27 protein-coding genes and 1 tRNA gene are annotated in these 26,653 nt (G+C 70.8%); 6 read left to right on the forward strand and 22 right to left on the reverse strand.

Annotated features, from left to right (window positions below):
* The first annotated feature begins 80 nt into the window (after positions 1–80).
* A complete protein-coding gene (locus AC0L6F_RS02725; protein WP_274638241.1) occupies positions 81–944 on the forward strand; it encodes a PAC2 family protein in 864 nt (287 codons plus the stop codon).
* Here the strand turns inward: AC0L6F_RS02725 and AC0L6F_RS02730 are convergent.
* The gene (locus tag AC0L6F_RS02730) at positions 941–1,774 is read right to left on the reverse strand and encodes an undecaprenyl-diphosphate phosphatase (protein WP_259612023.1); all 834 of its coding nucleotides are present in this window, start codon (positions 1,772–1,774) and stop codon (positions 941–943) included. The two genes, AC0L6F_RS02725 and AC0L6F_RS02730, sit on opposite strands and share 4 nt — an antisense overlap.
* A gap of 49 nt (positions 1,775–1,823) precedes the next feature.
* Positions 1,824–3,128, reverse strand: coding sequence for a M20/M25/M40 family metallo-hydrolase (locus AC0L6F_RS02735; RefSeq protein ID WP_274638240.1), 1,305 nt, complete (start codon positions 3,126–3,128; stop codon positions 1,824–1,826).
* A gap of 117 nt (positions 3,129–3,245) precedes the next feature.
* Between AC0L6F_RS02735 and AC0L6F_RS02740 the strand changes: the two genes are divergently transcribed.
* The 3 genes from AC0L6F_RS02740 (at position 3,246) to glgB (ending at position 7,684) form a co-directional block, all read left to right on the forward strand.
* Positions 3,246–3,330, forward strand: a tRNA-Leu gene (locus AC0L6F_RS02740).
* A 113-nt stretch (positions 3,331–3,443) separates the two neighbouring features.
* Entirely contained in the window at positions 3,444–5,534 is a 2,091-nt protein-coding gene (locus tag AC0L6F_RS02745) for a maltotransferase domain-containing protein (RefSeq protein ID WP_473539071.1), read from the forward strand.
* 2 nt (positions 5,535–5,536) lie between these two features.
* Positions 5,537–7,684: a 1,4-alpha-glucan branching protein GlgB gene (gene glgB / locus AC0L6F_RS02750; protein ID WP_473539072.1), complete on the forward strand. Its 2,148-nt coding sequence runs from the start codon at positions 5,537–5,539 to the stop codon at positions 7,682–7,684.
* Here glgB and AC0L6F_RS02755 read toward each other — a convergent pair.
* On the reverse strand, positions 7,681–8,652 hold the full coding sequence (locus AC0L6F_RS02755) for a tetratricopeptide repeat protein (protein WP_473539073.1): 972 nt from the start codon (positions 8,650–8,652) through the stop codon (positions 7,681–7,683). The genes glgB and AC0L6F_RS02755 overlap by 4 nt on opposite strands.
* The gene (locus tag AC0L6F_RS02760; RefSeq protein WP_473539074.1) at positions 8,649–10,442 is read right to left on the reverse strand and encodes a DUF8094 domain-containing protein; all 1,794 of its coding nucleotides are present in this window, start codon (positions 10,440–10,442) and stop codon (positions 8,649–8,651) included. Before AC0L6F_RS02760 ends, AC0L6F_RS02755 begins: the two co-directional genes overlap by 4 nt.
* A gap of 169 nt (positions 10,443–10,611) precedes the next feature.
* Between AC0L6F_RS02760 and AC0L6F_RS02765 the strand changes: the two genes are divergently transcribed.
* Complete coding sequence (locus AC0L6F_RS02765; RefSeq protein ID WP_259612026.1) at positions 10,612–11,673, forward strand: AI-2E family transporter; 1,062 nt, start codon at positions 10,612–10,614, stop codon at positions 11,671–11,673.
* Between the two features lie 23 nt (positions 11,674–11,696).
* On the opposite strand, the gene AC0L6F_RS02770 is transcribed toward AC0L6F_RS02765, so the two are convergent.
* The 9 genes from AC0L6F_RS02770 to rpsB form a co-directional block, all read right to left on the reverse strand.
* Entirely contained in the window at positions 11,697–12,419 is a 723-nt protein-coding gene (locus AC0L6F_RS02770) for an alpha/beta hydrolase (protein WP_473539075.1), read from the reverse strand.
* Positions 12,420–12,704 (reverse strand): hypothetical protein, encoded by a 285-nt coding sequence (locus tag AC0L6F_RS02775; RefSeq protein ID WP_274638234.1) that lies wholly within the window; start codon positions 12,702–12,704, stop codon positions 12,420–12,422. It lies immediately after the preceding gene.
* An 8-nt stretch (positions 12,705–12,712) separates the two neighbouring features.
* Entirely contained in the window at positions 12,713–13,294 is a 582-nt protein-coding gene (locus AC0L6F_RS02780; RefSeq protein ID WP_473539076.1) for an aggregation-promoting factor C-terminal-like domain-containing protein, read from the reverse strand.
* Positions 13,295–13,499: 205 nt separating this feature from the next.
* Positions 13,500–14,084 carry a DivIVA domain-containing protein gene (locus AC0L6F_RS02785; RefSeq protein ID WP_274638232.1) on the reverse strand — a complete coding sequence of 195 codons (585 nt, stop codon included), beginning with the start codon at positions 14,082–14,084 and terminating at the stop codon, positions 13,500–13,502.
* Positions 14,081–15,163 (reverse strand): phosphatidate cytidylyltransferase, encoded by a 1,083-nt coding sequence (locus AC0L6F_RS02790; RefSeq protein ID WP_473539077.1) that lies wholly within the window; start codon positions 15,161–15,163, stop codon positions 14,081–14,083. The genes AC0L6F_RS02785 and AC0L6F_RS02790 overlap by 4 nt, the downstream gene beginning before the upstream one ends.
* A gap of 9 nt (positions 15,164–15,172) precedes the next feature.
* Complete coding sequence (frr, locus tag AC0L6F_RS02795; protein WP_274638230.1) at positions 15,173–15,721, reverse strand: ribosome recycling factor; 549 nt, start codon at positions 15,719–15,721, stop codon at positions 15,173–15,175.
* A gap of 75 nt (positions 15,722–15,796) precedes the next feature.
* Entirely contained in the window at positions 15,797–16,516 is a 720-nt protein-coding gene (pyrH, locus tag AC0L6F_RS02800; RefSeq protein WP_259612030.1) for a UMP kinase, read from the reverse strand.
* A gap of 87 nt (positions 16,517–16,603) precedes the next feature.
* Positions 16,604–17,431, reverse strand: a complete 828-nt coding sequence (gene tsf, locus AC0L6F_RS02805; RefSeq protein WP_473539078.1) for a translation elongation factor Ts — start codon at positions 17,429–17,431, stop codon at positions 16,604–16,606.
* Positions 17,432–17,526: 95 nt separating this feature from the next.
* Positions 17,527–18,534: a 30S ribosomal protein S2 gene (gene rpsB, locus AC0L6F_RS02810; protein WP_473539079.1), complete on the reverse strand. Its 1,008-nt coding sequence runs from the start codon at positions 18,532–18,534 to the stop codon at positions 17,527–17,529.
* Positions 18,535–18,835: 301 nt separating this feature from the next.
* Here rpsB and AC0L6F_RS02815 point away from each other — a divergent pair, with 301 nt between their 5' ends.
* The gene (locus AC0L6F_RS02815; protein WP_473539080.1) at positions 18,836–19,405 is read left to right on the forward strand and encodes a murein hydrolase activator EnvC family protein; all 570 of its coding nucleotides are present in this window, start codon (positions 18,836–18,838) and stop codon (positions 19,403–19,405) included.
* 28 nt (positions 19,406–19,433) lie between these two features.
* On the opposite strand, the gene AC0L6F_RS02820 is transcribed toward AC0L6F_RS02815, so the two are convergent.
* From AC0L6F_RS02820 to rplS, 9 genes are all read right to left on the reverse strand, one after another.
* Complete coding sequence (locus AC0L6F_RS02820; RefSeq protein ID WP_473539081.1) at positions 19,434–20,342, reverse strand: tyrosine recombinase XerC; 909 nt, start codon at positions 20,340–20,342, stop codon at positions 19,434–19,436.
* Positions 20,339–21,610 carry a DNA-processing protein DprA gene (gene dprA, locus AC0L6F_RS02825; protein ID WP_473539082.1) on the reverse strand — a complete coding sequence of 424 codons (1,272 nt, stop codon included), beginning with the start codon at positions 21,608–21,610 and terminating at the stop codon, positions 20,339–20,341. Before dprA ends, AC0L6F_RS02820 begins: the two co-directional genes overlap by 4 nt.
* Complete coding sequence (locus tag AC0L6F_RS02830; RefSeq protein WP_473539083.1) at positions 21,607–23,136, reverse strand: YifB family Mg chelatase-like AAA ATPase; 1,530 nt, start codon at positions 23,134–23,136, stop codon at positions 21,607–21,609. The genes dprA and AC0L6F_RS02830 overlap by 4 nt, the downstream gene beginning before the upstream one ends.
* Positions 23,127–23,495: a YraN family protein gene (locus AC0L6F_RS02835; protein ID WP_473539084.1), complete on the reverse strand. Its 369-nt coding sequence runs from the start codon at positions 23,493–23,495 to the stop codon at positions 23,127–23,129. Before AC0L6F_RS02835 ends, AC0L6F_RS02830 begins: the two co-directional genes overlap by 10 nt.
* Before the next feature lie 120 nt (positions 23,496–23,615).
* The gene (locus AC0L6F_RS02840) at positions 23,616–24,287 is read right to left on the reverse strand and encodes a GAP family protein (RefSeq protein ID WP_473539085.1); all 672 of its coding nucleotides are present in this window, start codon (positions 24,285–24,287) and stop codon (positions 23,616–23,618) included.
* Between the two features lie 107 nt (positions 24,288–24,394).
* Positions 24,395–24,715, reverse strand: a complete 321-nt coding sequence (locus AC0L6F_RS02845) for a DUF2469 family protein (protein ID WP_259612034.1) — start codon at positions 24,713–24,715, stop codon at positions 24,395–24,397.
* 45 nt (positions 24,716–24,760) lie between these two features.
* Positions 24,761–25,420: a ribonuclease HII gene (locus AC0L6F_RS02850; RefSeq protein ID WP_274638221.1), complete on the reverse strand. Its 660-nt coding sequence runs from the start codon at positions 25,418–25,420 to the stop codon at positions 24,761–24,763.
* Positions 25,417–26,172 carry a signal peptidase I gene (gene lepB / locus AC0L6F_RS02855; protein WP_473539086.1) on the reverse strand — a complete coding sequence of 252 codons (756 nt, stop codon included), beginning with the start codon at positions 26,170–26,172 and terminating at the stop codon, positions 25,417–25,419. Before lepB ends, AC0L6F_RS02850 begins: the two co-directional genes overlap by 4 nt.
* A 100-nt stretch (positions 26,173–26,272) precedes the next feature.
* Entirely contained in the window at positions 26,273–26,620 is a 348-nt protein-coding gene (rplS, locus tag AC0L6F_RS02860) for a 50S ribosomal protein L19 (protein ID WP_274638219.1), read from the reverse strand.
* Between the last annotated feature and the right edge of the window lie 33 nt (positions 26,621–26,653).

Raw genomic sequence — 26,653 nt, forward strand, 5'->3', positions numbered from 1 at the left:
CAGGCCATCCGCCCGGCGACGCACCCGTCCGGGCCCGCACGCCTATTCTGGAAGGAAGCGCCGAGCCGGAGGGAGCGCGTGTGGAGGGACTGGGTCGCCGGGTGATCGTCGCCGCGTTCGACGGCTGGAACGACGCGAGCGAGGCCGCGACGTCGGCCGCGAGCGTGCTGAAGGACGGCGTGCCGTACGAGCCGGTGTTCGCGGTGGACCCCGAGCTGTACTTCGACTACCAGTACACGCGTCCGCAGCAGGTCACCGAGCCGGACGGTCGTCGGATCCTGCGCTGGCCGGACGCCACCCTGCACCGCCCGGTGCGGCGCTCGCGCGGCACCCAGCTGTGGCTGATGACCGGGGTCGAGCCGGCCCGGGCGTGGCAGGCGTTCGTGGGCGAGTTCGTCGACGTCATGCTCCGCGAGGATGTCACCGGCTTCGTCGCGCTGGGATCGATGATGTCGGATGTGCCGCACACCCGCCCCATCTCGGTCTTCGCCGGCAGCGAGAACGAGCAGCTGCGCGACAGTCTCGGGCTGGAGCGCAGCACCTACGAGGGGCCGGTCGGCATTCTCTCGGCGCTGGCGGACGCCGCCGAGGCTGTCGGCATCCCGACGGTGGGGCTGTGGGCCAGCGTGCCGCACTACGTCGGGGGCCACACGCCGTCGCCGAAGGCATCGCTGGCGCTGCTGAATCGGCTGGAGGAGCTCGTCGGCACGCCGGTCGCGCGCGGCGACCTCGCGGCCGAAGCAGATGCATGGGAGGCGTCCATCGATGCCGCCGCAGCGGACGACGAGGAGATGACCGCGTACATCCAGCAGCTGGAGGCGACCCGCGACACCTGGGACTCGCCCGAGGCGTCGGGCGAGTCGATCGCGCGCGAGTTCGAGCGGTACCTGCGCCACGGCGGCGACGGTCCGGGCAAGCCGGGCCGGGACGACCCCCGCCGCTAGGGCTGGATCACGCCCAGGCTCAGCAGCACGATCAGCGCCGCGCCCAGCGCGACCCGGTAGACCACGAACGGCAGGAAGCTGTGCCGGGTGATCCACTTCATGAAGAACGCGATCACGGCCAGGCCCACGCCGAACGCCACGATGGTGGCGGCCGCGGTCTCGCCCATCGAGAACACCTCGTGCTCGGGCGTGCGGATCACCTTCGCCAGTTCGAACAGCCCGCTGCCGAACACCGCCGGGATGGCCAGCAGGAACGCATATCGCGCGGCCGCCTCGCGGGTGTAGCCCAGCAGCAGCCCTGCGGTGATCGTGCCGCCCGAGCGGGAGACCCCCGGGATCAGCGCCAGCGACTGCGCCAGGCCGAAGATGATGCCGTGCCCGACGGTGAGGTCATCCAGCTTGCGCCGCTGCGCGCCGATCATGTCGGCGATGCCGAGGATCACGCCGAACACGATCAGCGTGGCCGCCACGATCCACAGCGACCGCAGGGTCGTCTCGATCGCGTTCTGGAACACCAGCCCGAGGACGACGATCGGGATGGTGCCGATGATGATCAGCCAGCCCATCCGCGCATCCGGGTCATTGCGCGGGATGCGCCCGATGAGCGCGCGGAACCAGTGGCCGATGATCCGCACGATGTCGCGCCAGAAGAACACCACCACCGCCGCCTCGGTGCCGATCTGCGTGATGGCGGTGAACGCCGCGCCGGGGTCGCCCGCCTCCGGCAGGAACGCGCCGACGATGCGCAGGTGGGCGCTGGAGGAGATCGGCAGGAACTCGGTGAGTCCCTGCACAAGGCCGAGGAAGACGGCTTCGAGGAAGTGCGACATCGGCGCCTTTCGTGCGGGAGGATTCGGTGCCGAGGTCTCGGCAGGGGTGTCAGTACGTGCGCAGCAGGTCGGTCAGCACCGCCGCGCCGAAGTCGAGCGCGTCCAGCGGCACGCGCTCGTCCACCCCATGGAACATACCGGTGAAATCGAGTCCGGGCGGAAGCCGCAGCGGAGCGAAGCCGTAGCCGGTGATCCCCAGTCGGGACAGCGCCTTGTTGTCCGTGCCGCCGCCCATCAGATACGGCACCACGGGGGCGCCCGGGTCGTGGGCGTCCAGCGCCGCGACCATGGCGTCGACCAGGCTCCCCCGCAACGGCGCCTCCAGTCCGACATCCCGCGTGACCGTCTCGATCTCGATGTCGGTGCCGACGATGCGGCGTATCTCGGCGAGCACCTCGTCCTCGGTCCCGGGGAGCACGCGGACGTCGATCAGCGCCTCGGCGGCATCCGGGATCACGTTGTGCTTGTATCCGGCGGCGAGGCCCGTGGGGTTGGTGGTGGTTCGCAGCGTCGAGCGCAGGAACGGCGCCGCCGCACCGGCACGGTCGGCGAGGGCATCCGGGTCCGCGTCATGGTCGCCGGTCAGGGCCGCGAAGCGCTCCAGCATGGCCGAGGTGGCCGGCGTCAGCCGGATCGGCCACGAGGTCCGTCCGATCGCCGCAACCGCCTCGGCGAGACGGGTGACGGCGTTGTCGAGATGGTGCCCGCTGCCGTGGCCGGCCCGTCCGCGGGCGCGCAGGCGCAGCCACAGCAGCCCCTTCTCCCCCACCTGGAGGAGGTAGGCGCGCTGCTCTCCCAGCTCGATCGAGTACCCGCCGACCTCGCTGATCGCCTCGGCGGCCCCGGCGAACCATTCCGGCCGGTCTCGTATGACGAGCGCCGATCCCTCGCCGCCGCCGTCCTCCTCGTCGGCGAAGAAGGTGAGGATGAGGTCGCGTTCGGGCTGCCGGCCGGCTCGCAGGAGGTTGCCGACCGCGGTGAGGATCATGGCGTCCATGTTCTTCATGTCGACCGCGCCGCGGCCCCACAGCACGCCGTCCCGGATCTCCCCGGCGAACGGGTCGACGCTCCAGTCCTCGGCGATGGCGGGGACGACGTCCAGATGGCCGTGGAGCACCAGCGCGGATCTGCCCGGATCGCGCCCGGGAACCCGCGCGTGCACGTTCGTGCGCCGATCGACCGGCTCGTACACCTCCGGGCGCAGGCCCAGTCCCTCCAGGTGCGCCACGACGTATTCGGCGGCCTCGCGCTCCCCCCGGGCGCGCCCGCCACCCCAGTTCGTCGTGTCGAACCGGATCAGGTCGCGGGCGATGCGCGCCACCTCGGTGAGGGCGGCGTCCGGTCGGGTCGGCATGCGCTCCAGGCTACCCGCTGGGTGCGCGAGAAGCGGGTGCGCGGCGTGCTCGGCCGGTTCTGACTCGGAGGCAGAACGTGATAATGTCATTCCTCGGTTGCGAAACCGACTTCACCTGCGCGGGTGGCGGAATAGGTAGACGCGCTAGCTTGAGGTGCTAGTGCCCGTATAGGGCGTGGGGGTTCAAGTCCCCCCTCGCGCACAGATCTCCGACACAATCGGAATCCGATTGGAAAAGGTCCCGTCAGGGGCCTTTTTCAAGTTGGCGACGAGATGCATCTGGGTGAGACGGATGCGGCGCGATAGGTTCGTGGCATGGCTTCCCGTTCCCGGCAGCAGCCGCATCCCGCCTGGCTCAGTCCGACGGCCATCCCGGTCCGCCCCGCACAGCCGTGGCAGCCGGACGCCGATACCGCGACCGGCCGGATCCCGCTGCTCGAGCCCGGTCCCGCGCTGACCGGCGCCTCCGACCTGCACCCGAAGGCCTTCGCCGGCGAGGTCGTGCCGTTCCGGGTCACCGCGTTCCGCGAGGGACACGATGCGATCGGCGTGCAGGTGCGCCTCTCCTCCCCCTCGGGCGACGAGTCGCTGCACCGGATGGTGGCGCTGCAGGACGGCTTCGACCGGTGGCGGACCGAGATCGCGCTGCGCGAGCAGGGCGACTGGACGTTCCGGTTCGAGGCGTTCGCCGACGAGTTCGAGACGTGGCGGCACGCCGCCGACCTGAAGATCGAGGCGGGCGTGGATGTCGCGGTCATGTGCGCCCTCGGTGCGGCGCTGTGCACCCGCGCCGCCGGGCAGCGTGACCGGCCGGTCCGCGAGCGGTCCGCACTGCGCGCCGCCGCCGCCGCTCTGGACGCTGCCGGAGACGGACCCGTGGATGCCGAGGCCGCGCTGCGCGTGGCACGCGATCCGGCGCTTGCCGAGGTCTTCGCCCGGCGTCCGCTGATGGGGCTGGTCACGATCGGCGAGAGCCTGCCGCTGCGGGTCGAGCGCACCCGCGCCGGGGTGGGCGCCTGGTACGAGTTCTTCCCGCGCTCGGAGGGTGCGGTGCGGGCAGCCGACGGAACGATCCGCACCGGCACGTTCCGCACCGCCGCCCGCCGCCTCGCCGCGGTCGCGGCAATGGGCTTCGACGTCGTCTACCTCCCGCCGATCCACCCGATCGGGCACACCAACCGCAAGGGACCGAACAACACCCTCGAGGCCGGGCCCGCCGACCCCGGTTCACCGTGGGCCATCGGGGATGCCGCAGGCGGCCACGATGCGGTGCACCCCGATCTGGGCACGCTCGCGGACTTCCGCGCGTTCGTGAAGAAGGCGGCCGCCCAGGGGCTGGAGGTCGCGCTCGACCTCGCCCTGCAGGCGTCCCCCGATCACCCGTGGGTGCGCGCGCACCCGGAGTGGTTCACCACTCTGCCGGACGGCACGATCGCGTACGCCGAGAACCCCCCGAAGAAGTACCAGGACATCTATCCGGTCAATTTCGACAACGACCCGGTCGGCATCCGCGCCGAGGTGCTGCGGATCGTGCGGCACTGGGTCGCCCAGGGCGTGCGCATCTTCCGAGTGGACAATCCGCACACCAAGCCCCTGCAGTTCTGGGAGTGGCTGATCCGCACGGTGACCGCCGAGAGCCCGGATGTCGTCTTCCTGGCCGAGGCGTTCACCCGGCCCGCCCCGCTGCAGGCCCTGGCCCGCGCCGGATTCCAGCAGAGCTACAGCTACTTCACCTGGCGCAACACCAAGGCCGAGCTCGAGGAGTTCCTCGTATCGATCGCCACCGACACGGCCGACTACCTGCGGCCGAACCTGTTCGTGAACACCCCCGACATCCTCACCGAGTATCTGCAGTTCGGCGGACGGCCGGCCTATCGGATCCGGGCCGCGCTCGCCGCCACTGCGGCGCCGTCGTACGGCGTCTACGCCGGGTACGAGCTGTACGAGAACGTGGCCCGGCCGGGTTCCGAAGAGAACATCGACAACGAGAAGTACGAGTACAAGATCCGCGAGTGGGACCGCGCCGAGGCATCCGGCGACTCGCTGGCGCCGTACCTGCGTCGGCTGAACGAGATCCGCGCCGCCCACCCCGCGCTGGGTCAGCTGCGCAACCTCACCGTGCACGACAGCGATGACGACGCCGTGCTCGTGTTCGTCAAGCATCTCGACGCCGCCTTCTCCCCCGCCGGGGTTGCCGACACGATCATCGTGGTCGCCAATGTCGACCCGCACTCGGTGCGCCAGACGATGATCCATCTGGACACCGCGGCCTTCGGCATCCGACCCGGGGACCACTACCCGGTGCAGGACCTGATCACGGGCGCCGAGTGGACGTGGTCAGACCACAACTTCGTGCGCTTGGACGCATTCACCGAGCCGGTGCACATCGTGCACGTGAAGGGATGACGATGACCCTCACCGATGGGGAGCTGGATGCCGTCGCACACGGGTCCCACCACGCGCCGCACGACGTGCTGGGCATCCACGCCGAGACCGATGCCTCGGGTCGCGCGGTCTGGACCGTGCGCGTCCGCCGCCCGCTCGCCCAGACCGTGACCGCCGTGTTCGCGGACGGCGACCGGGTGCGGCTGGAGCATCGCCGGGCGGGCATCTGGGAAGGGGCGCGCACCGCACGCCCGCGGCAGTACGCGATCGAGGCGACCTACCCCGACGGGACGACGCACACCGTGGACGATCCGTACCGGCATCTGCCCACATTGGGCGAACTCGACCTGCATCTGATCGGCGAGGGCCGGCACGAGCGGCTGTGGGATGTGCTGGGCGCCCACGTGCGCACCGACGGAGGGGTGGCCGGCACGGCGTTCTCGGTGTGGGCGCCGAACGCGCGGGCGGTCCGCGTGGTCGGCGACTTCAACTCGTGGGACGGCGAGGGCCACGCTCTGCGCTCGCTCGGCGGCGCCGGGGTCTGGGAGCTGTTCGTGCCCGAGGTCGGCGTCGGCACCGTGTACAAGTTCGAGATCCTCACCCGGGCCGGCGAATGGATCCTCAAGGCCGATCCGATGGCACGTCGCGCAGAGGTGCCGCCGGCGACCGGCTCGGTCGTCACCGCAGCCGCCCACGCGTGGCAGGACGCGCAGTGGATGACGGCCCGAGCGGACCTGCAGCCGGTGGAGCGCCCGATGTCGGCGTACGAGCTGCACGTCGGGTCGTGGCGGCCCGGCCTCGGCTATCGCGAGCTGGCCGACCAGCTGATCGGCCACGTGCAGGCGCTCGGGTTCACCCACGTCGAGTTCATGCCCCTGGCCGAGCATCCCTTCGGCGGCTCGTGGGGCTACCAGGTGAGCGGCTACTACGCCCCCACAAGCCGGTTCGGGTCGCCCGACGACCTCCGCGACCTCATCGACCGTCTGCATCAAGCCGGCATCGGCGTGATCATGGACTGGGTGCCCGGGCACTTCCCCAAGGACGACTTCGCCCTGGGCCGATTCGACGGACAGCCGGTGTACGAGCATCCCGACCCGCGCCGCGGCGAGCACCGGGACTGGGGCACCTACATCTTCGACTACGGCCGGCCGCAGGTGCGCAACTTCCTCGTCGCCAACGCCCTGTACTGGATGGAGGAGTTCCACATCGACGGACTGCGGGTGGATGCCGTCGCCTCGATGCTCTACCTGGACTACTCGCGCGAGGACGGCGAGTGGGAGCCGAACATCCACGGCGGCCGGGAGAATCTGGAGGCCATCCAGTTCCTGCAGGAGGTCAACGCCACCGCGTACCGGCTGCACCCCGGTATCGCGATGATCGCCGAGGAGTCCACGAGCTTCACCGGGGTGACCGCGCCCACCGACCGCGGTGGCCTCGGGTTCGGCTTCAAATGGAACATGGGCTGGATGAACGACTCGCTGGTCTACATCCAGCGCGACCCGCTGTACCGGTCGCACCACGCCGGCGAGCTCTCGTTCTCGTTCGTGTACGCGTTCAGCGAGAACTTCGTGCTGCCGATCAGCCACGACGAGGTGGTGCACGGCAAGGGCAGCCTGCTGGGCAAGGTGCCCGGCGACCACGCCCACAAGCTGGCGAACGCCCGCGCCTTCCTGGCCTACATGTGGGCGCACCCGGGCAAGCAGCTGCTGTTCATGGGGCAGGAGTTCGGCCAGCTGTCCGAGTGGTCCGAGGATCGCGGTCTGGACTGGTGGCTGCTGGACCAGCCGAGCCACCAGCAGCTGCAGGGCTTCGTGGCGACGCTGAACCGCGTCTACACCGCGCGACCCGCGCTGTGGGCCCGTGACGGCGACGGCTCCGCGTTCGCCCGCCTGGGCGCGCCTACCTGGAACCCGAATGTGCTCGCGTTCACCCGCAGCGACGGGGCGGGGCAGACGGTGGCCGTGGTGTGCAACTTCTCCGGCGCGACGATCGACGATTTCGAGCTCGAGCTGCCCGCGGCGGGAGTGTGGCACGAGATCCTGAACACGGATGCCGCGGACTACGGCGGCGCCGGGATCGGGAATCTCGGGTCGGTGCAGGCGGGCACAGGTGGCCTGGCACGCATGGTGCTGCCGCCGCTGGGCGTGCTCTGGCTGGAGCCCGCGGGCTAGAACATCAGCGAGGCGAGGGAACGGCGCGCGCTGGCCACACCGGGGTCGGCATCGCCGATCAGCGCGAACAGCTCCAGCAGCCGCTCGCGCACCGCGCCGCGCTGATCGGACGGCAGCGCCGCGAACAGCTGGAGCAGGCGGCCGAACGCGTCCTCGACGTGCCCGCCCGCGACATCCAGGTCGGCGACCGCCAGCTGCGCGTCCACGTCCTGCGGAGCGCTCGCAGCGGCCTCGCGCGCGGACGACGCGTCCAGGTCATGCACCCGCGCCAGCAGACGGACCTGGCCGAGACCGGCCCGCGCCTGCTCGTCGCCCGGGTTCTCGGCCAGCGCCCGCTCGTACGCGCTGATCGCGCGCGCGTAGTCGCCGTCCTCGATGGCCGCGTACGCCTCGGCATGCAGCGGCGGCAGCGGCTCCTCGGCCGGTTCTTCGGATTCGGCCGGGGCCTCGCTGCCGGGCTCGACACTGCTGGGATCGACACTGCCGGGGTCGACGGTGCCGGTCACGCCGTTCTGCGCGGCGACCTGCAGCAGCTGGTCGAACACCTCGCGCACCTGCTGCTCGGGCACCGCGCCGGTGAACAGCGGCACCGGCTGCCCGCCGATCAGGGCGACGACCATGGGGATGGACTGGGCGCGGAAGCCCTGGGCCAGCTGGGGGTTCGCGTCCACGTCCACCTTGGCCAGCACGATCCGGCCGCCGAGCTCGGTGACCACCTTCTCCAGGATCGGGCTGAGCTGTTTGCACGGCCCGCACCACTCCGCCCACAGGTCGACCACGACCGGCACCGTGCGGGACAGCTCGAGCACCTGCGGGAACGTCGCATCGGTGACATCGATCACCACCCCTCCGGTCGCCTGCGGGGCGCCGTCCGCGGCCGGCTGCGCCGGGGGCTGGGCTGCGCGGCTGCGCAGGGTCGACAGATCGACCGCGCCGCGCAGCACCGCGCCGGGGTTGGGCTCACTCATTTGCTGACCACCTTCGCACCGAGGATGTTGGACGCGTACCCGAGCAGGCGGATCTGTGCATCACCTGCACCCACACCCGGGACGTAGAAGAACAATTGATCACTGTACGTTGTGGTGAAGCCGGTCGCCGACTCCTTCACGCCCGTGAGCGCCTTGACCCGGGGGTTGTCGTCGAGCTTGATGACGGCGTCCTTGTTCGTCGGCTTCACCGTCTCGGTCTCGTCGACGTTGACCGCCACGATCGCGCCGCTTTCCAGCGTGGCCAGCGCCACCGGCTTCTGCGACCCCGCCTTCGCCGCGAAGGCCAGGCTCCCGGTCTTGGAGGCCGTCTTGTTGAAGGTGGCGACCTGCTCCTTGCGCTTGGCTTCCACACCCTTGAGGAAGACGTCGTTCTCGGTGTCGAACGCACCGGCAGACGCGCTCTTGTCGCCCTTGTCCATGACGTCGGCGTAGGCCGCGGCGATCTTGCCCGGCGCCATCACCAGGAACGACGAGTCGGGCTGGACCGCGGCCGCCCCCACGTACGCCGGGGCCACCTCGGGGAGCTTCGCCGCTTCGAGCTGTCCGCTGTACGCGAGCTTGTAGGGCGACCACGCATCCTGCTGCGCCAGCATCATCATGGTGGACGAGACCTTGTCACCGCTCTTCTGCTCGGCGATCAGCATCACCGTGCGCGGCCAGCCCTCGTACGCCTGCGGAAGCACGAGTTTGACGCCCGTGGCCGGGACGGCAGGAAGGGCCTTCTCGGTGGAGATCTTTCCGCGCAGCGTGTAATTCGTCTTCCGCTCGGCCAGGGCGGCCCCCGCGAGGCGGGTGGCCGCCAGTGTGCCGTTCTTCTTCTCGTCGGCCTTGGCGACCGTGGTCGAGACGCGCGAGAGGATGCGGTCGGCCTGGGTCGGGGTGACGGCCGGGGACTGCGCGCCCTCCGGATCGACGACCGTCTGGGTGGGCGTCGGGCTCGGCGTTCCGCCGAACTGCGGCCAGGCGTCCGCCGAGCACCCGGCGAACAGCAGCGACGACACGGCCAGGACCGGGATGATCACGAAGCCGCGGCGACGACCCGTGGCGGCCTTCTGTCCCCGGCCCGCACTGATCACGCCCTTGTCCGCCGCCGATACCGAGAGGTCGATCGACTCCGTCTCGGGCAGCGGTGGAAGCGCCTTGCGGCGCGGGCCGCGCGAGCGGCGCAGGCGCCGGAGGCCGAGGATGTACAGGAACACCCCGACGGCCATCAGGATGCCGCCGCCGACGATGAGCGGTCCGGCCCAGGGCGTGGAGGTCTGCAGCGGCCAGGTGAGGGAGATCTCGGCGGGCGCGGGCTTGGTGCCGTCGGTGGCCACCAGCACGCTCATCGTGTCGGGCAGCTGCAGGTGCTGGATGAGGATGTCGTCCTGTTCGAACTCGTCCAGCCACAGATCCGATCCGGCCGGGTTGCGGTGCGCGGGTTCTGCGTCCGCGCCGGTCTGGGTCGGGGCGACCACGGCGCTGTCCACGGATCCGTCATCGCCGAGGGTGACGGCCGTGTACTCGCTGTCGGCCAGCCAGGCCTTCATGTCGTCGGTGCGGCCGTACGCGGCGAAGATCGTGCCCTCCTGCGCGGCCCGCAGCGTCTGCGACCCCGGCATCCGATTCAGCACGTGCCCGTCGATCAGGGTGTAGGCGGTGGTGCCGCTGCCCTCCACCGCGGAGGTCTCGATCTTGGGCCCCTGGAATACGGTCCGCGCGGCGATACCGGTCGCGATCATCACGGCGGCCAGCACGAACGCGGCGACAGCCCACACGAAACGCACGAATACATCCTCCCAGGGTCGACCATCGGGTCGGTCGTCCCCCAACTGATTTCGACGTTCCAGACTAGCGAATCCGACCTGTGTGCGGACCGGGAGGGTCATTGGCACGCAGACCGGTGCCGGGAAAGTATCCTGACCAGACGACCCGGTCACCGAGGAGAGGAGCACCATGAAGGTGCAGAATCCGTTCCGCGTCGCCTTCGTGGCGACGCTGGGAGTGGGCCTCGGCCTCGTGCTGATCAGCAGCATCCAGACCCTGTCGACCATCCTCCTCTACATCGGGACGGCGCTGTTCCTGTCCTTCGGGCTCGAACCGGTCGTCGCCTTCCTGGTGCGGCGGAAGCTGCCGCGCTGGGCCGCGGTGCTGGTCACGATCCTCGTGGTGCTGGCCGTGTTCGCCGGGATCGTGCTGCTGGTGGTCCCGATCATCGTCAGCCAGATCACGCAGCTGGTGGACTCGATCACGCAGATCGCACAGAATCCGAACGCGCTGGAGGAGTTCAAGAACTGGATGGCGCACACCTTCCCGCAGCTGAAGGTGGAGGACGTCTTCGACTACGTCCAGAACTGGCTTGTCACCAATCTCGCCGACATCAGCGGGTCGATCGGGCAGGGCGTGCTGAAGGCCGGGATCGCGTTCTTCTCCGGGCTGACCGGCGCGTTCATCGTGCTGATCCTGACGATCTACTTCACGGCATCCACCCCCTCGCTGAAGGGGGCCGTGTATCAGCTGGTGCCGGCCTCGAAGCGGCCGCGGTTCATCGACCTCGCCGAGCAGATCACCGACTCGGTGGGCTACTACGTGATGGGCCAGGTCACGCTCGGCGTGATCAACGGCATCCTCAGCTCGATCTTCCTGTCGATCATCCACGCCCCGTTCCCCGCGGTGCTGGCCGTCGTGGCGTTCTTCTTCTCGCTGATCCCGCTGGTGGGAACTCTCACCGGCTCGGCGATCATCGTCCTGACGTGTCTGATCCCGGGGCTCGGCTCGCCCACCACGGCGCTGATCGCCGCGATCTACTACCTCGTGTACATGCAGCTGGAGGCGTATGTCATCTCGCCGCGGATCATGAACCGGGCCGTCTCGGTCCCGGGCGCGGTCGTCGTGGTGGCGGCGCTGGCGGGCGGCTCGCTGCTGGGACTGCTCGGGGCGCTCATCGCGATCCCGGTCGCCGCCAGCATCCTGATCATCTACCGGCAGGTCGTCATCCCCCGGCAGAACGAGCGCTGAGGGAGAACGAGCGCTGAGGCCGGTCAGTCCGCCGCGGGCCCGTCCCAGACGGTGGGCAGCGGCAGTGCGGCGGGGTTGACCGCCGAGACGATCTCGGTCAGCACCCGCCGGGTCTGGTTCTCCCCCACCCAGAGGTGCCGTCCGCCGTCGACGCCGATGACCTCGGCGTGCGGGACGACCGCGAACCGACGGCGCGCCTCGTCCGGGCGCAGATAGTCGTCGAGCTCCGGCACGAGCGCGACGATGCGGCGGGGATCGGTCGCCCACGCTGCCAGCTCGGCTTCGCTCGTGCGGTGCAGTGGCGGCGACAGCAGGATCAGGCCCTCGACCGCGTGCTGTCGGCCGTGCCGCAGCGCCACTTCCGTGCCGAACGACCACCCCACCAGCCACGGGTGCGGCAGCCCGCGCTCGGCGACCAGCGCCATCGCGGCGGCCAGGTCGAGCCCTTCCGCCTCGCCGCCGTCGAAGACGCCCTCGCTCGTCCCGCGCGGCGAGGCGGTGCCGCGCGTGTTGAAGCGCAGCACGGCCAGATCGGCGAGGGCCGGCAGCCGGGCGGCCGCCTTGCGGATGATGTGCGAGTCCATGAACCCGCCGGCGGTCGGCAGCGGGTGGAGCGTGACGAGCGTGGCGACGGGCTCGCGATCGGACGGCAGCGCCAGTTCACCGACGAGCGTCAGCCCGTCGGACGTGTGCAGCTCGACGTCCTCGCGGCGCGCCGGCAGGAGGACAGGTCCGCGGATCTCCACTCAGAACACCTTCCAGCAGTGCGTGTGCCAGTGCCGCCGGGCGGCGAGGTCCGCCGCGTTCCCGAGCACGCCGTCCGCCCGCCAGGCGACGATGTGCGCGGTGCCGGGCGGGATGTCGCGGGTGCAACCCGGACACGTGTACATCTTCTGCGCCTGCGCCGCCGAGACCGGCTGCACGGTCCATTCGGCGCCGCGGCGGATCTCGGTGCGGGAGAACCCCTGGACGAAGCGGTCGAACGAGTCACCGAGCGGCGGATCGGGACGCCTTCGATGAGAGCGCGGCATCGCTGTGGCTACCACCAGCCGTGAGAGATCCAGAACGCGTAGGCGCCCTGCCATCCGCCGTAGCGCCCCTTCGCGTACCCGCTGCCCCAGCGCAGGTTGTCGACGGGGTTGTACCCGTTGCCCGGAACCTTGCTGCAGGGCAGCGCCTGGACCAGCCCGCACGCGCCCGACGAGCGGTTGGTCGCGTTGGGGTTCCAGCCGCTCTCCCGGCCGACGATGTAGTCGACGTAGCCCCAGTCGCTCTGGGCGATGCCGGCGGCCGCCATCCAGTCCGCCGGCGACCCGCCGCCGCTGTAGACCAGGCGCACCGAGGCGGCGGCCCCGACCACCCGCGGCGACGAGGCGGCGGGCGCAGGTTTGGGCTTGGGCTTCGGCTTGAGCGCCGCCGTATAGCTGTCCCGCTGCAGCACGGCGGCATCGGCGCTGACCGCCGACGCCACCTGCACGGTCTGCGCGTCGTCGACGGTGCTCGCGTACAGGGTGACGGGGGCGGCGATCTCGGCGTTGGCCGGCGTGGACAGGGCCGAGCCCAGCGGACTGAGGGTGGCGACGGCCAGCCCGGCGACGGCGAAAGCGGCGAATCCGGACATCACGCCGCGACTGCGGGACAGCCGCGTCGGTGCGGGGCGGGCGGGGCGTCTACGCCGTGACGCCGTGCTGGTCACCGAAGCGGCCTTCAGATCACGGCGCAGGATCGCGCGGGATGCCTCGGGTATCGTCTCGTCGCCGGAAGTCACAGTGCGCCCGAGTCTACCTGTGTCGCGCGGCGGGCGCCATCTCCCGCCCCGTGCGTCGTCAGCCGACGGCGAGCATGACGTCGACGACGGCGTCCAGCACCGCATCCACCTGTGCTTCGCGGTACCCGCGCCGCTGCATCCGGAACGCGACGGTGCGCACCTGCTCGACGGTGACCGGGGTGCCCTCGGCGAGGAAGGCCGCGATCTTGTCGGCGACGATGTCGACCTCGTCGATCCGGTAGCCGAACCCGAGACCCCGCGCGCGATCGAAGCGGTGACCGGGTCGACGGCTGAGACGATCCAGGATCTCCTGGGCGCGGGCACGGGTGCGATCTACCCACTCCCCCGTCCCGGCGTGAGCCAGGACCTGTTCGCGTTCTCGTGCGGCGAAGGCATCCTCGACGCGCGCCAGCGCGGCATCCACCGCCTCGGGGCGATAGCCGCGTCGGACCATCGGGAAAGACACCGAGCGCACGTCGTTGGCGGTCAGCGCCGTCGCGTCGTGGTCGTCCTCGAAGGCCGCGCGGGCGCGGGCGAGGAAGTCGTCGACCACGGTCGGCGCGTATCCCTTGGCACGGCCGGAGGTCATCGGGAACGGCGCGCGAGTCGTGGCCGATCGCGCGTCGGAGGAGCGGGTCGTCATGGTGTCACCAGGGGGGTCAGGAGCAGGTACAGGGCCAGCGCGGCGCCGGCCGAGGGAAGGATGGAGTCCAGCCGGTCCAGCACGCCGCCGTGCCCGGGCAGCCACGAGCTCATGTCCTTGATCCCCAGGTCGCGCTTGATCATCGACTCGCCGAGGTCGCCGATCGTGGCTGTGGCGAGGATGACCGGGCCGATGATCAGGCCGGTCCACCAGGGCAGGTGCAGCATGAAGGCGGCGAGGAGGACGCCGGCGACAAGGGCGGCGACCACGGCACCGCCGAATCCCTCCCAGGTCTTCTTCGGACTGATCCGCGGGGCCATCGGATGCCGGCCGAACGCGAGCCCGGTGGCGTAGGCGCCGGTGTCGGCGGCCACCGCCAGGACGATGAAGGCGAGCACCCACCATTCGCCGGCGTCCTGCCGCAGCAGGACCACGCACAGGCTGGCGCTGAACGAGACGTACAGCGGGACGAAGGTGCCCACGAGCACGTCGTCCCAGACCTCGGCGTACCCGCGACCGTCGCGCACGATCATCTGCGCGAGCAGCCGCCAGACGACGATCACCACCACGACGGCGCAGACGACGACCCAGTGCAGCCACAGCGCGAGGAACCAGGCCGAGGCCAGCAGCGCGAGCGTGCCCAGCAGCTGCGGGATGACGTCGACCCGGCGACCGGAGGCCTGCAGCGCGCGGGTGAACTCGAACACCCCGAGCGCGGCGGCGGCCAGGGCCAGCAGCAGGAACACCGGCTTCCAGATCACCAGGGACAGGACCAGGACCGCACCGATGGCCAGTCCGATCAGGACGGCCATGATGAGGTTGCGCCCGGTGCGCTGCTTGATCCGCTCGTTCGCCTCTTCGAAGTCCGCGCGGGTGCGGGCCACCTGGCTCTCGATCTCGCTGCGCGCGGCGCGCAGGTGCGCGTGCAGCTGCGCACTGGGATCGCCGGCCAGGTCGGCGGGCCGGGCGGGCTCGGCGACCCCATCGCCGGCGCCGACCTCATCCGGCGGCTCCGGGCGCGCCGAAGCGTCCCGGCGGCTCTGCTCGCCGCCGGGAGGCTGTTCGGACGCGTCCGTCACTGCGACCCCTCAGACTTCGAGCAGCTCGGCTTCTTTGCGCTTGAGCGCGTCGTCGATCGCGTCGACATGCGTGCGGGTCAGAGCGTCCAGCTCCTTCTCCGCCCGCGCGAGGTCGTCCTCGCCGACGCCCAGGTCGGACAGGTCGTCCTTGATCTTGCGGCGGATGCCGCGGACGTGCACGCGCGCGTCCTCGCCCTTCGTGCGGACGAGCTTGACGTATTCCTTGCGGCGGTCCTCGGTGAGCTCGGGCAGCGTCACCCGGACGATGTTGCCGTCGTTCGTGGGGTTGACGCCGAGGTTCGGCATGTCGCGGATCGCCTGCTCGATGGCCTTGAGCGCCGACTTGTCGTACGGCGTCACGATCAGCGACCGCGCCTCGGGGGCGTTGATCGAGGCGAGCTGCGCGAGCGGCGTGGGGGTGCCGTAGTAGTCGACCAGCACCTTCTGGAAGAGCTGGGGGTTCGCCCGGCCCGTGCGCACGGTGGCGAAGTCGTCCTTCGCCGCCTCGACGGCGTTGTCCATCCGGGTGGCAGCATCGGCCAGCACGTCCGCGATCACGGTCTCTCCATTCGCTCAGGCGTTCCCGCCCATTCTAGTTGCCTCGTATCGGCGGACTGTCGTGCCCGGCCGGGGTCAGGCGGTGACCAGCGTGCCGATCTGCTCGCCCAGCAGAGCGCGGGTGACGTTGCCCGCCGGCTCCATCCCGAACACCCGCATGTCCATCTTGTTGTCCATGCAGAGGCTGAACGCGGTCGAGTCGACCACCTTCAGCCCGCGTTGGAGCGCCTCCAGGTAGGTGATCCGATCGATCCTCGTGGCCGAGGCATCCTTCTTCGGATCGGCCGTGTAGACCCCGTCCACGCCGTTCTTGGCGACCAGGACCTCGTCGGCGCGGATCTCCAGTGCACGCTGGGCGGCGACCGTGTCGGTGGAGAAATAGGGCAGGCCGGCGCCCGCCCCGAAGATGACGACACGCCCCTTCTGCAGGTGCCGCTCGGCGCGCAGCGGAATGTACGGCTCGGCGACCTGGGTCATCTGGATGGCGGACTGCACGCGGGTGGCGGCACCGGCCTGTTCCAGGAAGTCCTGGAGCGCCAGCGCGTTCATCACGGTGCCGAGCATGCCCATGTAGTCGGCGCGCCCGCGGTCCATGCCGCGCTGGCTGAGTTCGGCGCCGCGGAAGAAGTTGCCGCCGCCGACGACGATCGAGATCTCGACCCGATCGGTGGCCGCGGCGATCTCGCGCGCGATCTGGCTGACCACGTCGGGGTTCACACCCAGCGATCCGGCGCCGAACGCCTCGCCGGACAGCTTCAGCAGGACGCGACGGCGCCCGGTGGCCTCATTGATCACGTGTGTTCCTCTCGTCGCGATGACACCTTAGCGAACGGGCATGACAAGGGGCCCGCATCGATGTGCGATGCGGGCCCCTGCGACGTCCTACGCGCCGACCTTGAAGCGGGCGAAGTCCGTGACGGTGATGCCGGCGTCCTTGGTGACCTGGGCGACGGACTGCTTGTTGTCCTTCGCGTAGTCCTGCTCCAGCAGGGCGACCTGCTTGAAGAACGCGTTCACGCGGCCCTCGACGATCTTCGGCAGGGCGGCCTCGGGCTTGCCCTCGTTGCGGGAGATCTCGGTGACGATCTCGCGCTCCTTCTCGACGTCGGCCTCGGGCACGTCCGCCCGGCTCAGGTACGAGGGGTTGGCGAACGAGATGTGCTGGGCGATGCTGCGCGCGGTCGCGGCGTCGTCGCCCGTGTAGGCCACGACCACGCCGATCTGCGGGGGCAGGTCCTTGCTGGTCTTGTGCAGGTACACCTCGAACTTGTCGCCGGTGAGCGTGCGCACGCGGCGCAGTTCGATCTTCTCGCCGATGATGGCGGCGGTGTCCGAGATCAGCTGCTCGACGGTCTGGTCGCCCGCGGGGGCGGCCAGCGCATCGGCGGCCGAGTTCGCAGACGCCGCGGCGGCGGCATCCGCCACCTTGTCGGCCAGGGCGATGAAGCGCTCGTTCTTCGCGACGAAGTCGGTCTCGCAGGCCAGCTCGATGAGCGTGACCTGACCGGCGCCCTCGCGGGCGACGACCAGCCCTTCGCTGGTGGAACGGTCGGCGCGCTTGGCGTTGCCCTTCGCACCCTTCAGGCGCAGGATCTCGACGGCCTTCTCGAGGTCGCCGTCGGCCTCCTCGAGGGCCTTCTTCGTGTCGACCATGCCCGTGCCGAGCTGCTCGCGCAGCGCCTTGATGTCGGCGATGGTGAAGTTTGCCATGGGTGGCGGCTCCTTGATCTGAGGTGAGTTCGTGGGGGATGCCGCGGCGGGGCGGTCGTGGGGACGGCCCCGCCGCGGCAGAAGTCGGGCGAGGACTACTTGGCGGCGGCCTCGTCGGTCGCAGCCTCGGCGGATGCCTCGTCAGTCGCGGCCTCAACGGGCGCCTCGTCGGCGGCGGCCTCAACGGGCGCCTCGTCGGTCGCGGCCTCAACGGGTGCCTCGTCGGCGGCCGGCTCGGCGGGTGCCTCGTCGGTCGCAGCCTCGGCGAGGTCGGCGACCTCCGCCTTCGCCTCGGCGAGGTCGGCGACCTTCTCGGTGTCTGCGGAGGACTGCTCCGGCGCGCCGGACTCCAGCAGCTCGCGCTCCCACTCGGCCAGCGGCTCGGCGGGCTCTTCCGCCGTATCGGCCGGCTGGTGGCGCTGGATCAGGCCCTCGGCGGCGGCGTCGGCGATGATGCGGGTCAGCAGGGCGACCGAGCGGATCGCGTCGTCGTTGCCCGGGATCGGGTACTGGATCTCGTCCGGGTCGGCGTTCGTGTCGAGGATGCCGATCACCGGGATCCCGAGCTTGCGGGCCTCGTCGATCGCCAGGTGCTCGCGCTTGGAGTCGACGACCCACAGCGCCGACGGCGTCTTCTGCAGGTTGCGGATGCCGCCGAGAGACTTGTGCAGCTTGTCGAGCTCGCGCTTCTTCAGCAGGAGCTCCTTCTTGGTGAAGCCGCTCTCCGAGGGGTTCTCGTAGTCGAGCTCCTCGAGCTCCTTCATGCGCTGCAGGCGCTTGCTCACGGTGCTGAAGTTGGTCAGCAGACCACCCAGCCAGCGCTGGTTCACGTACGGCTGGCCGACCCGCGTCGCCTGCTCGGCGAGCACTTCCTGGGCCTGCTTCTTCGTGCCGACGAACAGGATGGTGCCGCCGTGGGCGACCGTCTCCTTGACGAACTCGTAGGCGCGGTCGATGTAGGCCAGCGACTGCTGCAGGTCGATGATGTGGATGCCGCTGCGCTCGGTGAGGATGAAGCGCTTCACCTTCGGGTTCCACCGGCGGGTCTGGTGTCCGAAGTGGACGCCGGCATCCAGCAGCTGGCGAATCGTGACGACGGCCATGGCCGTTCTCCTGTTCTCGGCGCCGCGGCGCCGCTTTCGGTTGCTCTCTCCGGCGGATGCCGGAGAATCCTGGTGCCCGACACACGTCCCGCCCTGGTTTCAGGGACCGATGGGATGGGGTGCCACATGCGGAAGCCGCACGCTGAGGACACGCGAAGTCACCTCGACACGCGAGATGCCCTCTCAGTGTATCAGGCAGCGACTCCTCCCCCGGTGCCCGCAGGGGCGGCCCGGACGCCGTTCCTCCACAGATGCGGCGTCCGCTCCCCACGGGCGACGAGGGGCGGCCAGCATTGCTTTCGTGTCCCGCATCCCCGGATCCCTCCGCACGGCGATCGCCGCGGCCCTGGCGGTGAGCTGCGTGCTCGGCGCCCCCTCGGCCGCCGCAGGGAAGGGTCTGGAAGCTGTTCGAACATTCGACGCGCAGGCCGGCGCTTCCAGCGACTCGGCGCCGGATCCGCGGGACGAATGGGTCTGGCCGCTGGCGGCGTTCCGCATCGCGAAGGCGTATGCGGCCCCGGCGCACGAGTACGGGCCGGGGCACCGCGGGATCGATCTCGCTCCGGCCGGCGGCGAGGAGGTGCGCGCCCCGGCAGGCGGCGTGGTCGCCTTCTCGGGGCGGATCGTGGACCGCGGCATCCTCACCATCGATCACGGGGACGGACTGGTCACGACTCTCGAGCCGATCGACTCGGACCTCGCGGCGGGCCAGGCCGTCGCCCGCGCCCAGGTCGTGGGCACCGTCGCCCGGGGCGGGCACGCAGCGGCCGGGACGATCCATTTCGGCGTCCGCTGGGACGGCGCCTACATCAACCCGATGCTCCTGTTCGGCACCGTCCCCCGCGCCGTGCTGCTGCCCTGCTGCTCCTGACGGCCGGTGATGCGGAGGGCAGCCCGTCTCAGCGCTGGGCGCGCGGATGCGCGAGGCGGTATGTGGCCAGCAGCCGCTCGCTCGAGACGTGGGTGTAGATCTGCGTGGTGCCCAGGCTCGCGTGGCCGAGCAGCTCCTGCACCGTGCGCAGGTCCGCGCCGCCGTCCAGCAGATGGGTCGCCGCCGAGTGCCGCAGCGCATGCGGACCCACGGTCTGGGCGCCGACGACCGGGCCGAGGGCGTGCGCGACCAGCTCGTAGATCGTGCGCGGGCCGATGCGACCCCCGCGCGCCCCCAGGAAGGTCGAGGCGGTGGGGGCGGTGCCGCGGGCACGCAGCGTCGGTCGTCCGCGCACCAGGTATGCGTCCAGCGCCCGGGCCGCAGGCAGCCCATACGGGACGATGCGCTCCTTCGCGCCCTTGCCCACCACGCGCACGGTGCGCCGCTCGTGATCGAAGTCGTCCAGGTCCAGCGCGCACAGTTCGGATACGCGGACGGCCGCGCCGTAGAGCAGCTCGATGATCGCGTGGTCGCGCAATGCGATCGGGTCGCCGTCGGCGGCTGCGGCGGCCATCGCGTCCAGCAGCGCGGCCATCCCGTCGGCCGTCGCGACGTGTGGCAGCGTGCGACCGCGCTTGGGTGCGACCAGACGCACGGTCGGATCGGCCGGGGTCACCCCGGTCTCGGCGGCCCAGGCGAAGAATCCGCGGGCTGCGGCCGTGCGGCGGGCGATCGTGGATCGCGCGTCGCCGCGCCGGGTCGCCGTCCACAGCCATTCCCGCAGGTTCTCCAGTCCGACCTGCTCGAGTGGCAGGTCGCCGATCGCCGTGCGCAGATCGGCCAGGTCGGATCGGTACGCGCGCACGGTCGCCGGGGACAGGCGCCGCACCTCGGACAGGTGCCGTGCGTATGCGTCCGCTGCCGGGTCGATCCTCACCCCTCCAGCATGCCGCCCGCCGGGACGGCGACCTCGCGGCGCGCCGCACCCGCCGGTGCGCGGCGTCGCCAGCGGGGCCCTTGCGCCTCCACCGCGCCGTCCAGCGCCATCAGGCCGAGCTGCATCGACACGTCGTCGGGCGCCATTCCGCATCGTCGGGCGATGTCGGCGACATCCCGCCACACGCGGGTGCTGAGCGCGTCGCTGACCCGCGTGCGGGCACCGGTGTATCCGGCGGCCTCGTGCGCATCCGAGCCGGAAGCGGACCCGGACAGGCCGAGCATCTCGGCGATGTCGTCGGCGGTGGTGATGCAGCGGGCATCGAACTCGCGCAGCAGCCGGTGACATCCTGCCGACGAGCCGCTGGTGACCGGACCGGGGACCGCGCCGAGCGGGCGGCCGAGCTCTGCGGCGTGCGCGGCGGTGTTCAGGGATCCGCTGCGCCACCCGGCCTCGACGACGACCGTGGCTGTGCCCAGGGCGGCGATGAGCCGGTTGCGCTGCAGGAACCGCCAGCGAGTGGGTGCCGACCCGCAGGGCACCTCGCTGGCCACTGCGCCCTGCTCGGCGATGCGGCGCAGCAGGTCGGCATGCCCTGCCGGATACGGCCGGTCCACTCCCCCGGCCAGCAGCGCGACCGTGGGCCCGCCGGCGGCCAGGGCGCCGCGGTGCGCGGCGCCGTCGATGCCGTATGCCGCGCCGGACACGACCGGGACGCCCCGGCCGGCCAGATCGGCGGCGAACTCGGCGGCCAGATGCTCACCGTAGCCGGTGGCGGCGCGGGCGCCGACGAGGGCGATCGCCGGACCGTGGGCGACCTCGAGCGTGCCGAGCGCGCCGACGTCGCCGCGCACCCATAGGCAGAGTGGGGCGTGCGTGCCGAGGTCGTCGAGCGCGCGAGGCCACGCCGAGTCGTCTGGAGTGAGCAGGTGGATGCCACGGGCACGGGCCGTCTCCAGTGAGAACGCGATCTGCTCGGCGTCCAGCCGCAGCTGCCAGCGCTTGATCCCCGCCCGCAGCTCGCCGCCGGCGATCCCGGATGCATCGGCGGCCAGGCCTGCCCGCGCGCCCGCGAGCACTTCCTGCAGCGCGTCGACCGCGCCCAGTGCCCCGACCAGGGTCCCGGCGACCGCGTCGCCGGGTTCGACCAGGCAGCTCCACACGGCGGTCGCGTATGCGCGCTCCCACCGATCCGGGTCGTTCGTCTCGACCGTCAGCAGCGGTGACACCGTGTGCACCGCGGTGGGGTCCCAGCTGAATCTCTTCACGTTCGGATTCCCTTCTTCAGAAACAGCGCCCGGCCGATGTCCTCCAGCTCGAGGCGGTCGCGACCGGCCAGATCCGCGACCGACCACGCCACCCGCAGCACGCGGTCGAAGCTGCGCAGGCTGAGCGAGCCGCGGTGCAGCGCGGCGTCGAGCGGCCTCCGCACCACCGGGGGCGGGGCCAGCGGCCCCTGTCGCAGCCACGTTCCATCGACCTGGGAGTTCAGGCGCCAGGGCGTCGCGCGCAGACGCCGCATCGCACGCTCACGCGCCTCGGCTACGCGCCCGCGTGCCACCGCAGTGGTCGTCTGCGCCTTCCCTCCGGTGGCCTGCGCGACCGAGACTCGTTCCATCGACGCCTCGATGTCGATGCGGTCCAGCAGCGGCCCGGACAGTCGGCCGAGATACCGGCGGATCGCTGCCGGCGGACAGTCGCAGGTCGCGCCGCGAACCCCGTAGTTGCCGCAGGGGCACGGGTTCGTCGCGAGGATCAGCTGGAACCGCGCCGGAAAGGACGCGGTGAAGCCGGCCCGGTGGATCACGATCGACCCGGTCTCCAACGGCTGCCGCAGCGCGTCGAGGGTGCGGGCGCTGTGTTCGCCCGCCTCGTCCAGGAAGAGCACGCCTTCACTCGCTCGGGCGATCGCGCCCGGACGCACCAGCCGCGACCCGCCGCCGACAAGCGCGGCGACGCTGGCGCTGTGATGGGGTGCCTCGAACGGCGGGGTCCGGTCCAGGTGCGTCACCGGAGCACCCGCCAGCGATCTGAGCGAGGCGGCGATCAGCGCGGCCTCGTCGTCCAGCTCCGGCAGGATTCCGGGCAGACGTCGCGCCAGCATCGTCTTGCCGGCTCCCGGGGGCCCGGTCATGAGCATGTGGTGGCCGCCGGCAGCCGTGACGATCAGGGCCTCGACCGCGGCATCCTGCCCGATGACATCCGCCAGATCGAGCACCGGCGCGGCGGGCGAGGGCGCGTCCGGGGCGGCGACCGGCTCGAGCGCGGGAGCGGGCTCCAACTCAGCGCCGTGCAGCACCGCGACATCCGTCAGGCTCACCGCCCCGGTGACCTCGACGCCGGACACGAGGGCGGCCTCGTCGCGATTCGCCCACGGGACCACGACCCGCCGGATGCCGGCGCGTGCGGCGGCCAGGACCGCCGGGAGGACGCCGGGAACGGGACGCAGCCGCCCGTCCAGCCCGAGCTCGCCGATGTGGGCGGTGGTCTGCACCGACCGCAGGTCCATCAGGCCCTCGGTGGCCAGGGCGGCGATCGCGATCGCCACGTCGAATCCCGAGCCCTGCTTAGGCAGGCTCGCCGGCGACAGGTTCACCGTGAGCCGGCGCTTGGGCAGGGCGAGGCCGCTGTTCTCGCTGGCGTTGCGCACGCGCTGCACGGACTCGCCGAGCGCCTTGTCGGGAAGCCCGATGATGCGGAAGTCCGGCAGCTGATGGGTCAGGTCCGCCTCGACCTCGACGAGGGTGCCCTCCAGCCCGGACAGCGCGACGGCCCACGTGCGCGTCACACCCATGGCACGTCCTCGAGGTGCTCCAGCCGTGCCGTGGCGGGATCCGCGCCGGTGATGCCGATCACGTCCAGGCGCACCTCGCGCCCGCGTGCGCGGTCCGGATGCTGCGCGCACCAGGCGTGGGCGAGCCGCCACAGGCGGGCCCGCTTGGGGGCGTCCACGGCCTCGAGCGGATCGCCGAAGCCGTCGCTGCGCCGCGTCTTGACCTCGACGAAGACCAGGGTGTCGCCGCGGCTGGCCACGACATCCACTTCGCCGCCGGGTGCGCGCCAGTTGCGTTCGAGGACCTCGAAGCCGCGCGCCGTCAGATGGGCGGCCGCGCGGCCTTCGCCCGCCCTCCCCCGCTCGTCCTTGGCTGCCATGTAGGCATGTTCCCGCGATCGGCATCGCCCGCGCGGGCGGTTCTGCCGATCTGTGGATCGATCACGTCGGAGCCGGCATTCGCGCCCGTTGGGGAGGAGGCGAGACCCGTGCTGTTCAGATCAGAAGCTCGCCAGACCCTTGCCGATCATCGAGACGCCGATGACCAGCAGCAGGATCGCCATGATCACGGCGTTCTCCTTCACCAGCCATCCGCGCAGCGCGTCCAAGGGACCGCGCAGCGTGTCGGCGGCGAGCAGGTAGGCGATCACCGGAACCCCGACGGTGCAGGCCGCGATGATCGTGAACACGACGATCACCACGACGATCGCCCCGCCGTTCAGAGACGCCGAGCCGATCGACATGCCGGCGCCCACCGCCATGATCAGGTTCTTCGGGCTCAGCGCCGACAGCAGGAAGCCCAGCCCCAGCGCGACCGGGAAGGTCACGGTGTCGATCGCCTGCATCCACTTCGGCAGCACCGGCAGCGCGTCGCCCTTCGGCCGCCCGCGCCATTGCCGGAGAGCGAGCAGGAGCAGCAACGCGCCCAGCACGAGCCGGACCACGCCCAGGATCGGCTTCGAGACGCTCGGGTCGTCGGCCGGCAGGATCGACGAGAGAAGGGTGAAGACCACGACCGCGACGACGATTCCCGCCACCCAGCCGAGGAGGAATCCGACGCTGGTGACCCGCGCCTTCGGCGAGAGCAGCATGAGGATCGCGGCGATGATGGGGATCGGACTGATCGCGATGCCCAGCGCCAGCGGGAGGATCTCGCCGATGACAGCGCCCATCGACTTCCCTTCCCGGTCCGCACCGGACAGCGCCCGGCGGCAGTGGGCAGTCTCTCAGGCTTCGCGCACGCCGCCCACAAGCCATCACCCGGCGAGGGTGAGAGGAATCAGGAGTCCAGGGACAGCTCCTCGGGCAGGTGCAGGTCGCGGCGCTGCAGCTCCTCGACGTTCACGTCCTTGAACGTGAGGACGCGCACCGACTTGACGAAGCGGTCGGCGCGGTAGATGTCCCAGACCCAGACATCGGTCATCGAGATCTCGAAGTAGAAGTCGTGCTCGGTGTCGCGCCGGACCACGTTCACCTCGTTGGCGAGGTAGAACCGGCGCTCGGTCTCGATGACGTACTGGAATTGCGAGACGACGTCGCGGTACTCGCGGTACAGGGCGAGCTCGAGTTCGCGATCGTAGTCGTCGAAGTCGTCATCCATGGTGCTTCCATCCTAGGTCGGTCGGCTCCCGCCACCGCATTCCGATCAGAACAGTGTGGGGGCGTCCGCGATCGCCCAGGACGCGCGGTGGTAGGGGCTCAGTCCGCACTCGCGGATCGCCGCGCGATGGGTCGGGCTCGCGTATCCCTTGTTGTGCTCCCACTCGTACCGCGGGTGCTCGGCGTGCAGCTGAACCATCTGCGCGTCGCGGGTCACCTTGGCGATGACGGATGCCGCGGCCGCACTGGCGCAGTCCCGGTCGGCCTTGATCCGGGGCAGGACGGTCAGTGCGCTGCCGCCCGCGGGCGAGATGTAGTCATGGTTGCCGTCCAACAGCACGACGCCGTCCTCGGGCGCGACGCCGGCGGCGCGCAGCGCGTCGATCGCGCGGAGCGCTGCCCGTCCGAGCGCGCGGATGATGCCGACCTCGTCGATCTCGGCGGCCGACGCCCAGCCGACCGCGTCGGCGCACACCCACGATGCCGCCCGGGCCGCGACATCCGGCCGTCGCGCCTCGGCGACCAGCTTCGAGTCGCGCAGCCCCTCGGGCACCCGTCGGCGTGCGGCGCGCGCATCGATCATCACCGCGCCCACGGCGACCGGGCCGGCCAGTGCGCCGCGCCCGACCTCGTCGCACGCGATGACGAGGGGATGCTCGCGCAGCAGCCGGCGCTCGAAGGTGAGACGCGGCTCGACGACGGTCATGGCGACGCGCCGGCCTTCTCGGCAGCGGGGACACCGGCGAACACCGCATGATGGAAGTCGATCAGGCCGAACCGGTCGAACGGCCACGTGATCAGGAAGGCGCGGCCGACGACGTTGTCCATGGGGACGAAGCCCTTGCCCGGCTGGTCCTGGTTGTAGCGCGAGTCGCGGGACCGGTCGCGGTTGTCGCCCAGCACCCACAGCGAGCCGGCCGGGACGGTCACATCGAACGGGACCACCTCGGGCTCGGTCTCGCCCGGCTGCAGCTTCACGTACGACGTCTCGTCGATGGGGACGCCGTTGACGGTGATGTGCCCGATCGCATCGCAGCAGGCGACATGGTCGCCGGGCAGACCGATCACACGTTTGATCAGGTGATCGTCGCTGTCCGGCGCGGACACGCCGACGAGGGAGAGCACCCAGTCCACGGCTTCGACGATCCATGGCCGGCTGTCGGCGCCGACGGTCACCGGCAGCCACCCGCCGGGGTCGCGGAACACCACGACGTCCCCTCGCTGATATCCGCCGAAGTGCGGGGTGATCTCATCGACCAGGATGCGGTCGTCGATCTGCAGTGTGTTCTCCATCGAGCCCGAGGGGATGTAGAACGAGCGGACCAGGAAGGTCTTCACCAGGAACGACACCAGCAGTGCGATCACGATGATCACGAGGATGTCGCGGAGGAAGGTGAGGGCTCCGCGTCGGCGGGAGCGGGTCTCGCCCGCCTGCACGGGAGTCGACTGCTCAGTCATTCCAGGCCCTCCACCGCTCGCACACTACAGCGTCGCACACTCTCGTCGGTGCAGACGACGACGCCCCGGGCATCTGCCTCGGGGCGTCGTGACGTCAGGGTCAGCGGTCGCGCTTCTCCTTGATCTTGGCCTTCTTGCCGCGGAGGTTGCGCAGGTAGTAGAGCTTGGCGCGGCGGACGTCACCGCGGGTGACGACCTCGATGTGGTCGATCACCGGGCTGTGCACCGGGAAGGTGCGCTCCACGCCCACCTGGAAGCTGATCTTGCGGACGGTGAAGGTCTCGCGCACGCCATCGCCGGAACGGCCGATGACCACGCCCTGGAACACCTGGATACGGCTGCGGCTGCCCTCGGTGATGTTCACGTGCACCTTGACGGTGTCGCCGGCGTTGAAGTCCGGGATGTCGCTTCGGAGGGAGGCCGCATCAACGGCGTCGAGGATCTGCATGATCGTGTCTTCCTGCGGCCGCCACAGGTCGAC

Source organism: Microbacterium sp. G2-16M (assembly GCF_055809115.1).

Bases quoted from the DNA above. Each gene is read 5' to 3' on its own strand.
- AC0L6F_RS02845 (WP_259612034.1), bottom strand. From the start codon at position 24,715: ATGGATGACGACTTCGACGACTACGATCGCGAACTCGAGCTCGCCCTG.
- glgB (WP_473539072.1), top strand. From the start codon at position 5,537: ATGACCCTCACCGATGGGGAGCTGGATGCCGTCGCACACGGGTCCCAC.
- AC0L6F_RS02775 (WP_274638234.1), bottom strand. From the start codon at position 12,704: ATGCCGCGCTCTCATCGAAGGCGTCCCGATCCGCCGCTCGGTGACTCG.
- AC0L6F_RS02755 (WP_473539073.1), bottom strand. From the start codon at position 8,652: ATGAGTGAGCCCAACCCCGGCGCGGTGCTGCGCGGCGCGGTCGATCTG.
- lepB (WP_473539086.1), bottom strand. From the start codon at position 26,172: ATGACTGAGCAGTCGACTCCCGTGCAGGCGGGCGAGACCCGCTCCCGC.
- rplS (WP_274638219.1), bottom strand. From the start codon at position 26,620: ATGCAGATCCTCGACGCCGTTGATGCGGCCTCCCTCCGAAGCGACATC.
- AC0L6F_RS02840 (WP_473539085.1), bottom strand. From the start codon at position 24,287: ATGGGCGCTGTCATCGGCGAGATCCTCCCGCTGGCGCTGGGCATCGCG.
- AC0L6F_RS02765 (WP_259612026.1), top strand. From the start codon at position 10,612: ATGAAGGTGCAGAATCCGTTCCGCGTCGCCTTCGTGGCGACGCTGGGA.
- tsf (WP_473539078.1), bottom strand. From the start codon at position 17,431: ATGGCAAACTTCACCATCGCCGACATCAAGGCGCTGCGCGAGCAGCTC.
- AC0L6F_RS02785 (WP_274638232.1), bottom strand. From the start codon at position 14,084: ATGACGACCCGCTCCTCCGACGCGCGATCGGCCACGACTCGCGCGCCG.
- AC0L6F_RS02850 (WP_274638221.1), bottom strand. From the start codon at position 25,420: ATGACCGTCGTCGAGCCGCGTCTCACCTTCGAGCGCCGGCTGCTGCGC.
- AC0L6F_RS02830 (WP_473539083.1), bottom strand. From the start codon at position 23,136: ATGGGTGTGACGCGCACGTGGGCCGTCGCGCTGTCCGGGCTGGAGGGC.
- AC0L6F_RS02835 (WP_473539084.1), bottom strand. From the start codon at position 23,495: ATGGCAGCCAAGGACGAGCGGGGGAGGGCGGGCGAAGGCCGCGCGGCC.
- rpsB (WP_473539079.1), bottom strand. From the start codon at position 18,534: ATGGCCGTCGTCACGATTCGCCAGCTGCTGGATGCCGGCGTCCACTTC.
- AC0L6F_RS02780 (WP_473539076.1), bottom strand. From the start codon at position 13,294: ATGTCCGGATTCGCCGCTTTCGCCGTCGCCGGGCTGGCCGTCGCCACC.
- AC0L6F_RS02730 (WP_259612023.1), bottom strand. From the start codon at position 1,774: ATGTCGCACTTCCTCGAAGCCGTCTTCCTCGGCCTTGTGCAGGGACTC.
- AC0L6F_RS02735 (WP_274638240.1), bottom strand. From the start codon at position 3,128: ATGCCGACCCGACCGGACGCCGCCCTCACCGAGGTGGCGCGCATCGCC.
- AC0L6F_RS02745 (WP_473539071.1), top strand. From the start codon at position 3,444: ATGGCTTCCCGTTCCCGGCAGCAGCCGCATCCCGCCTGGCTCAGTCCG.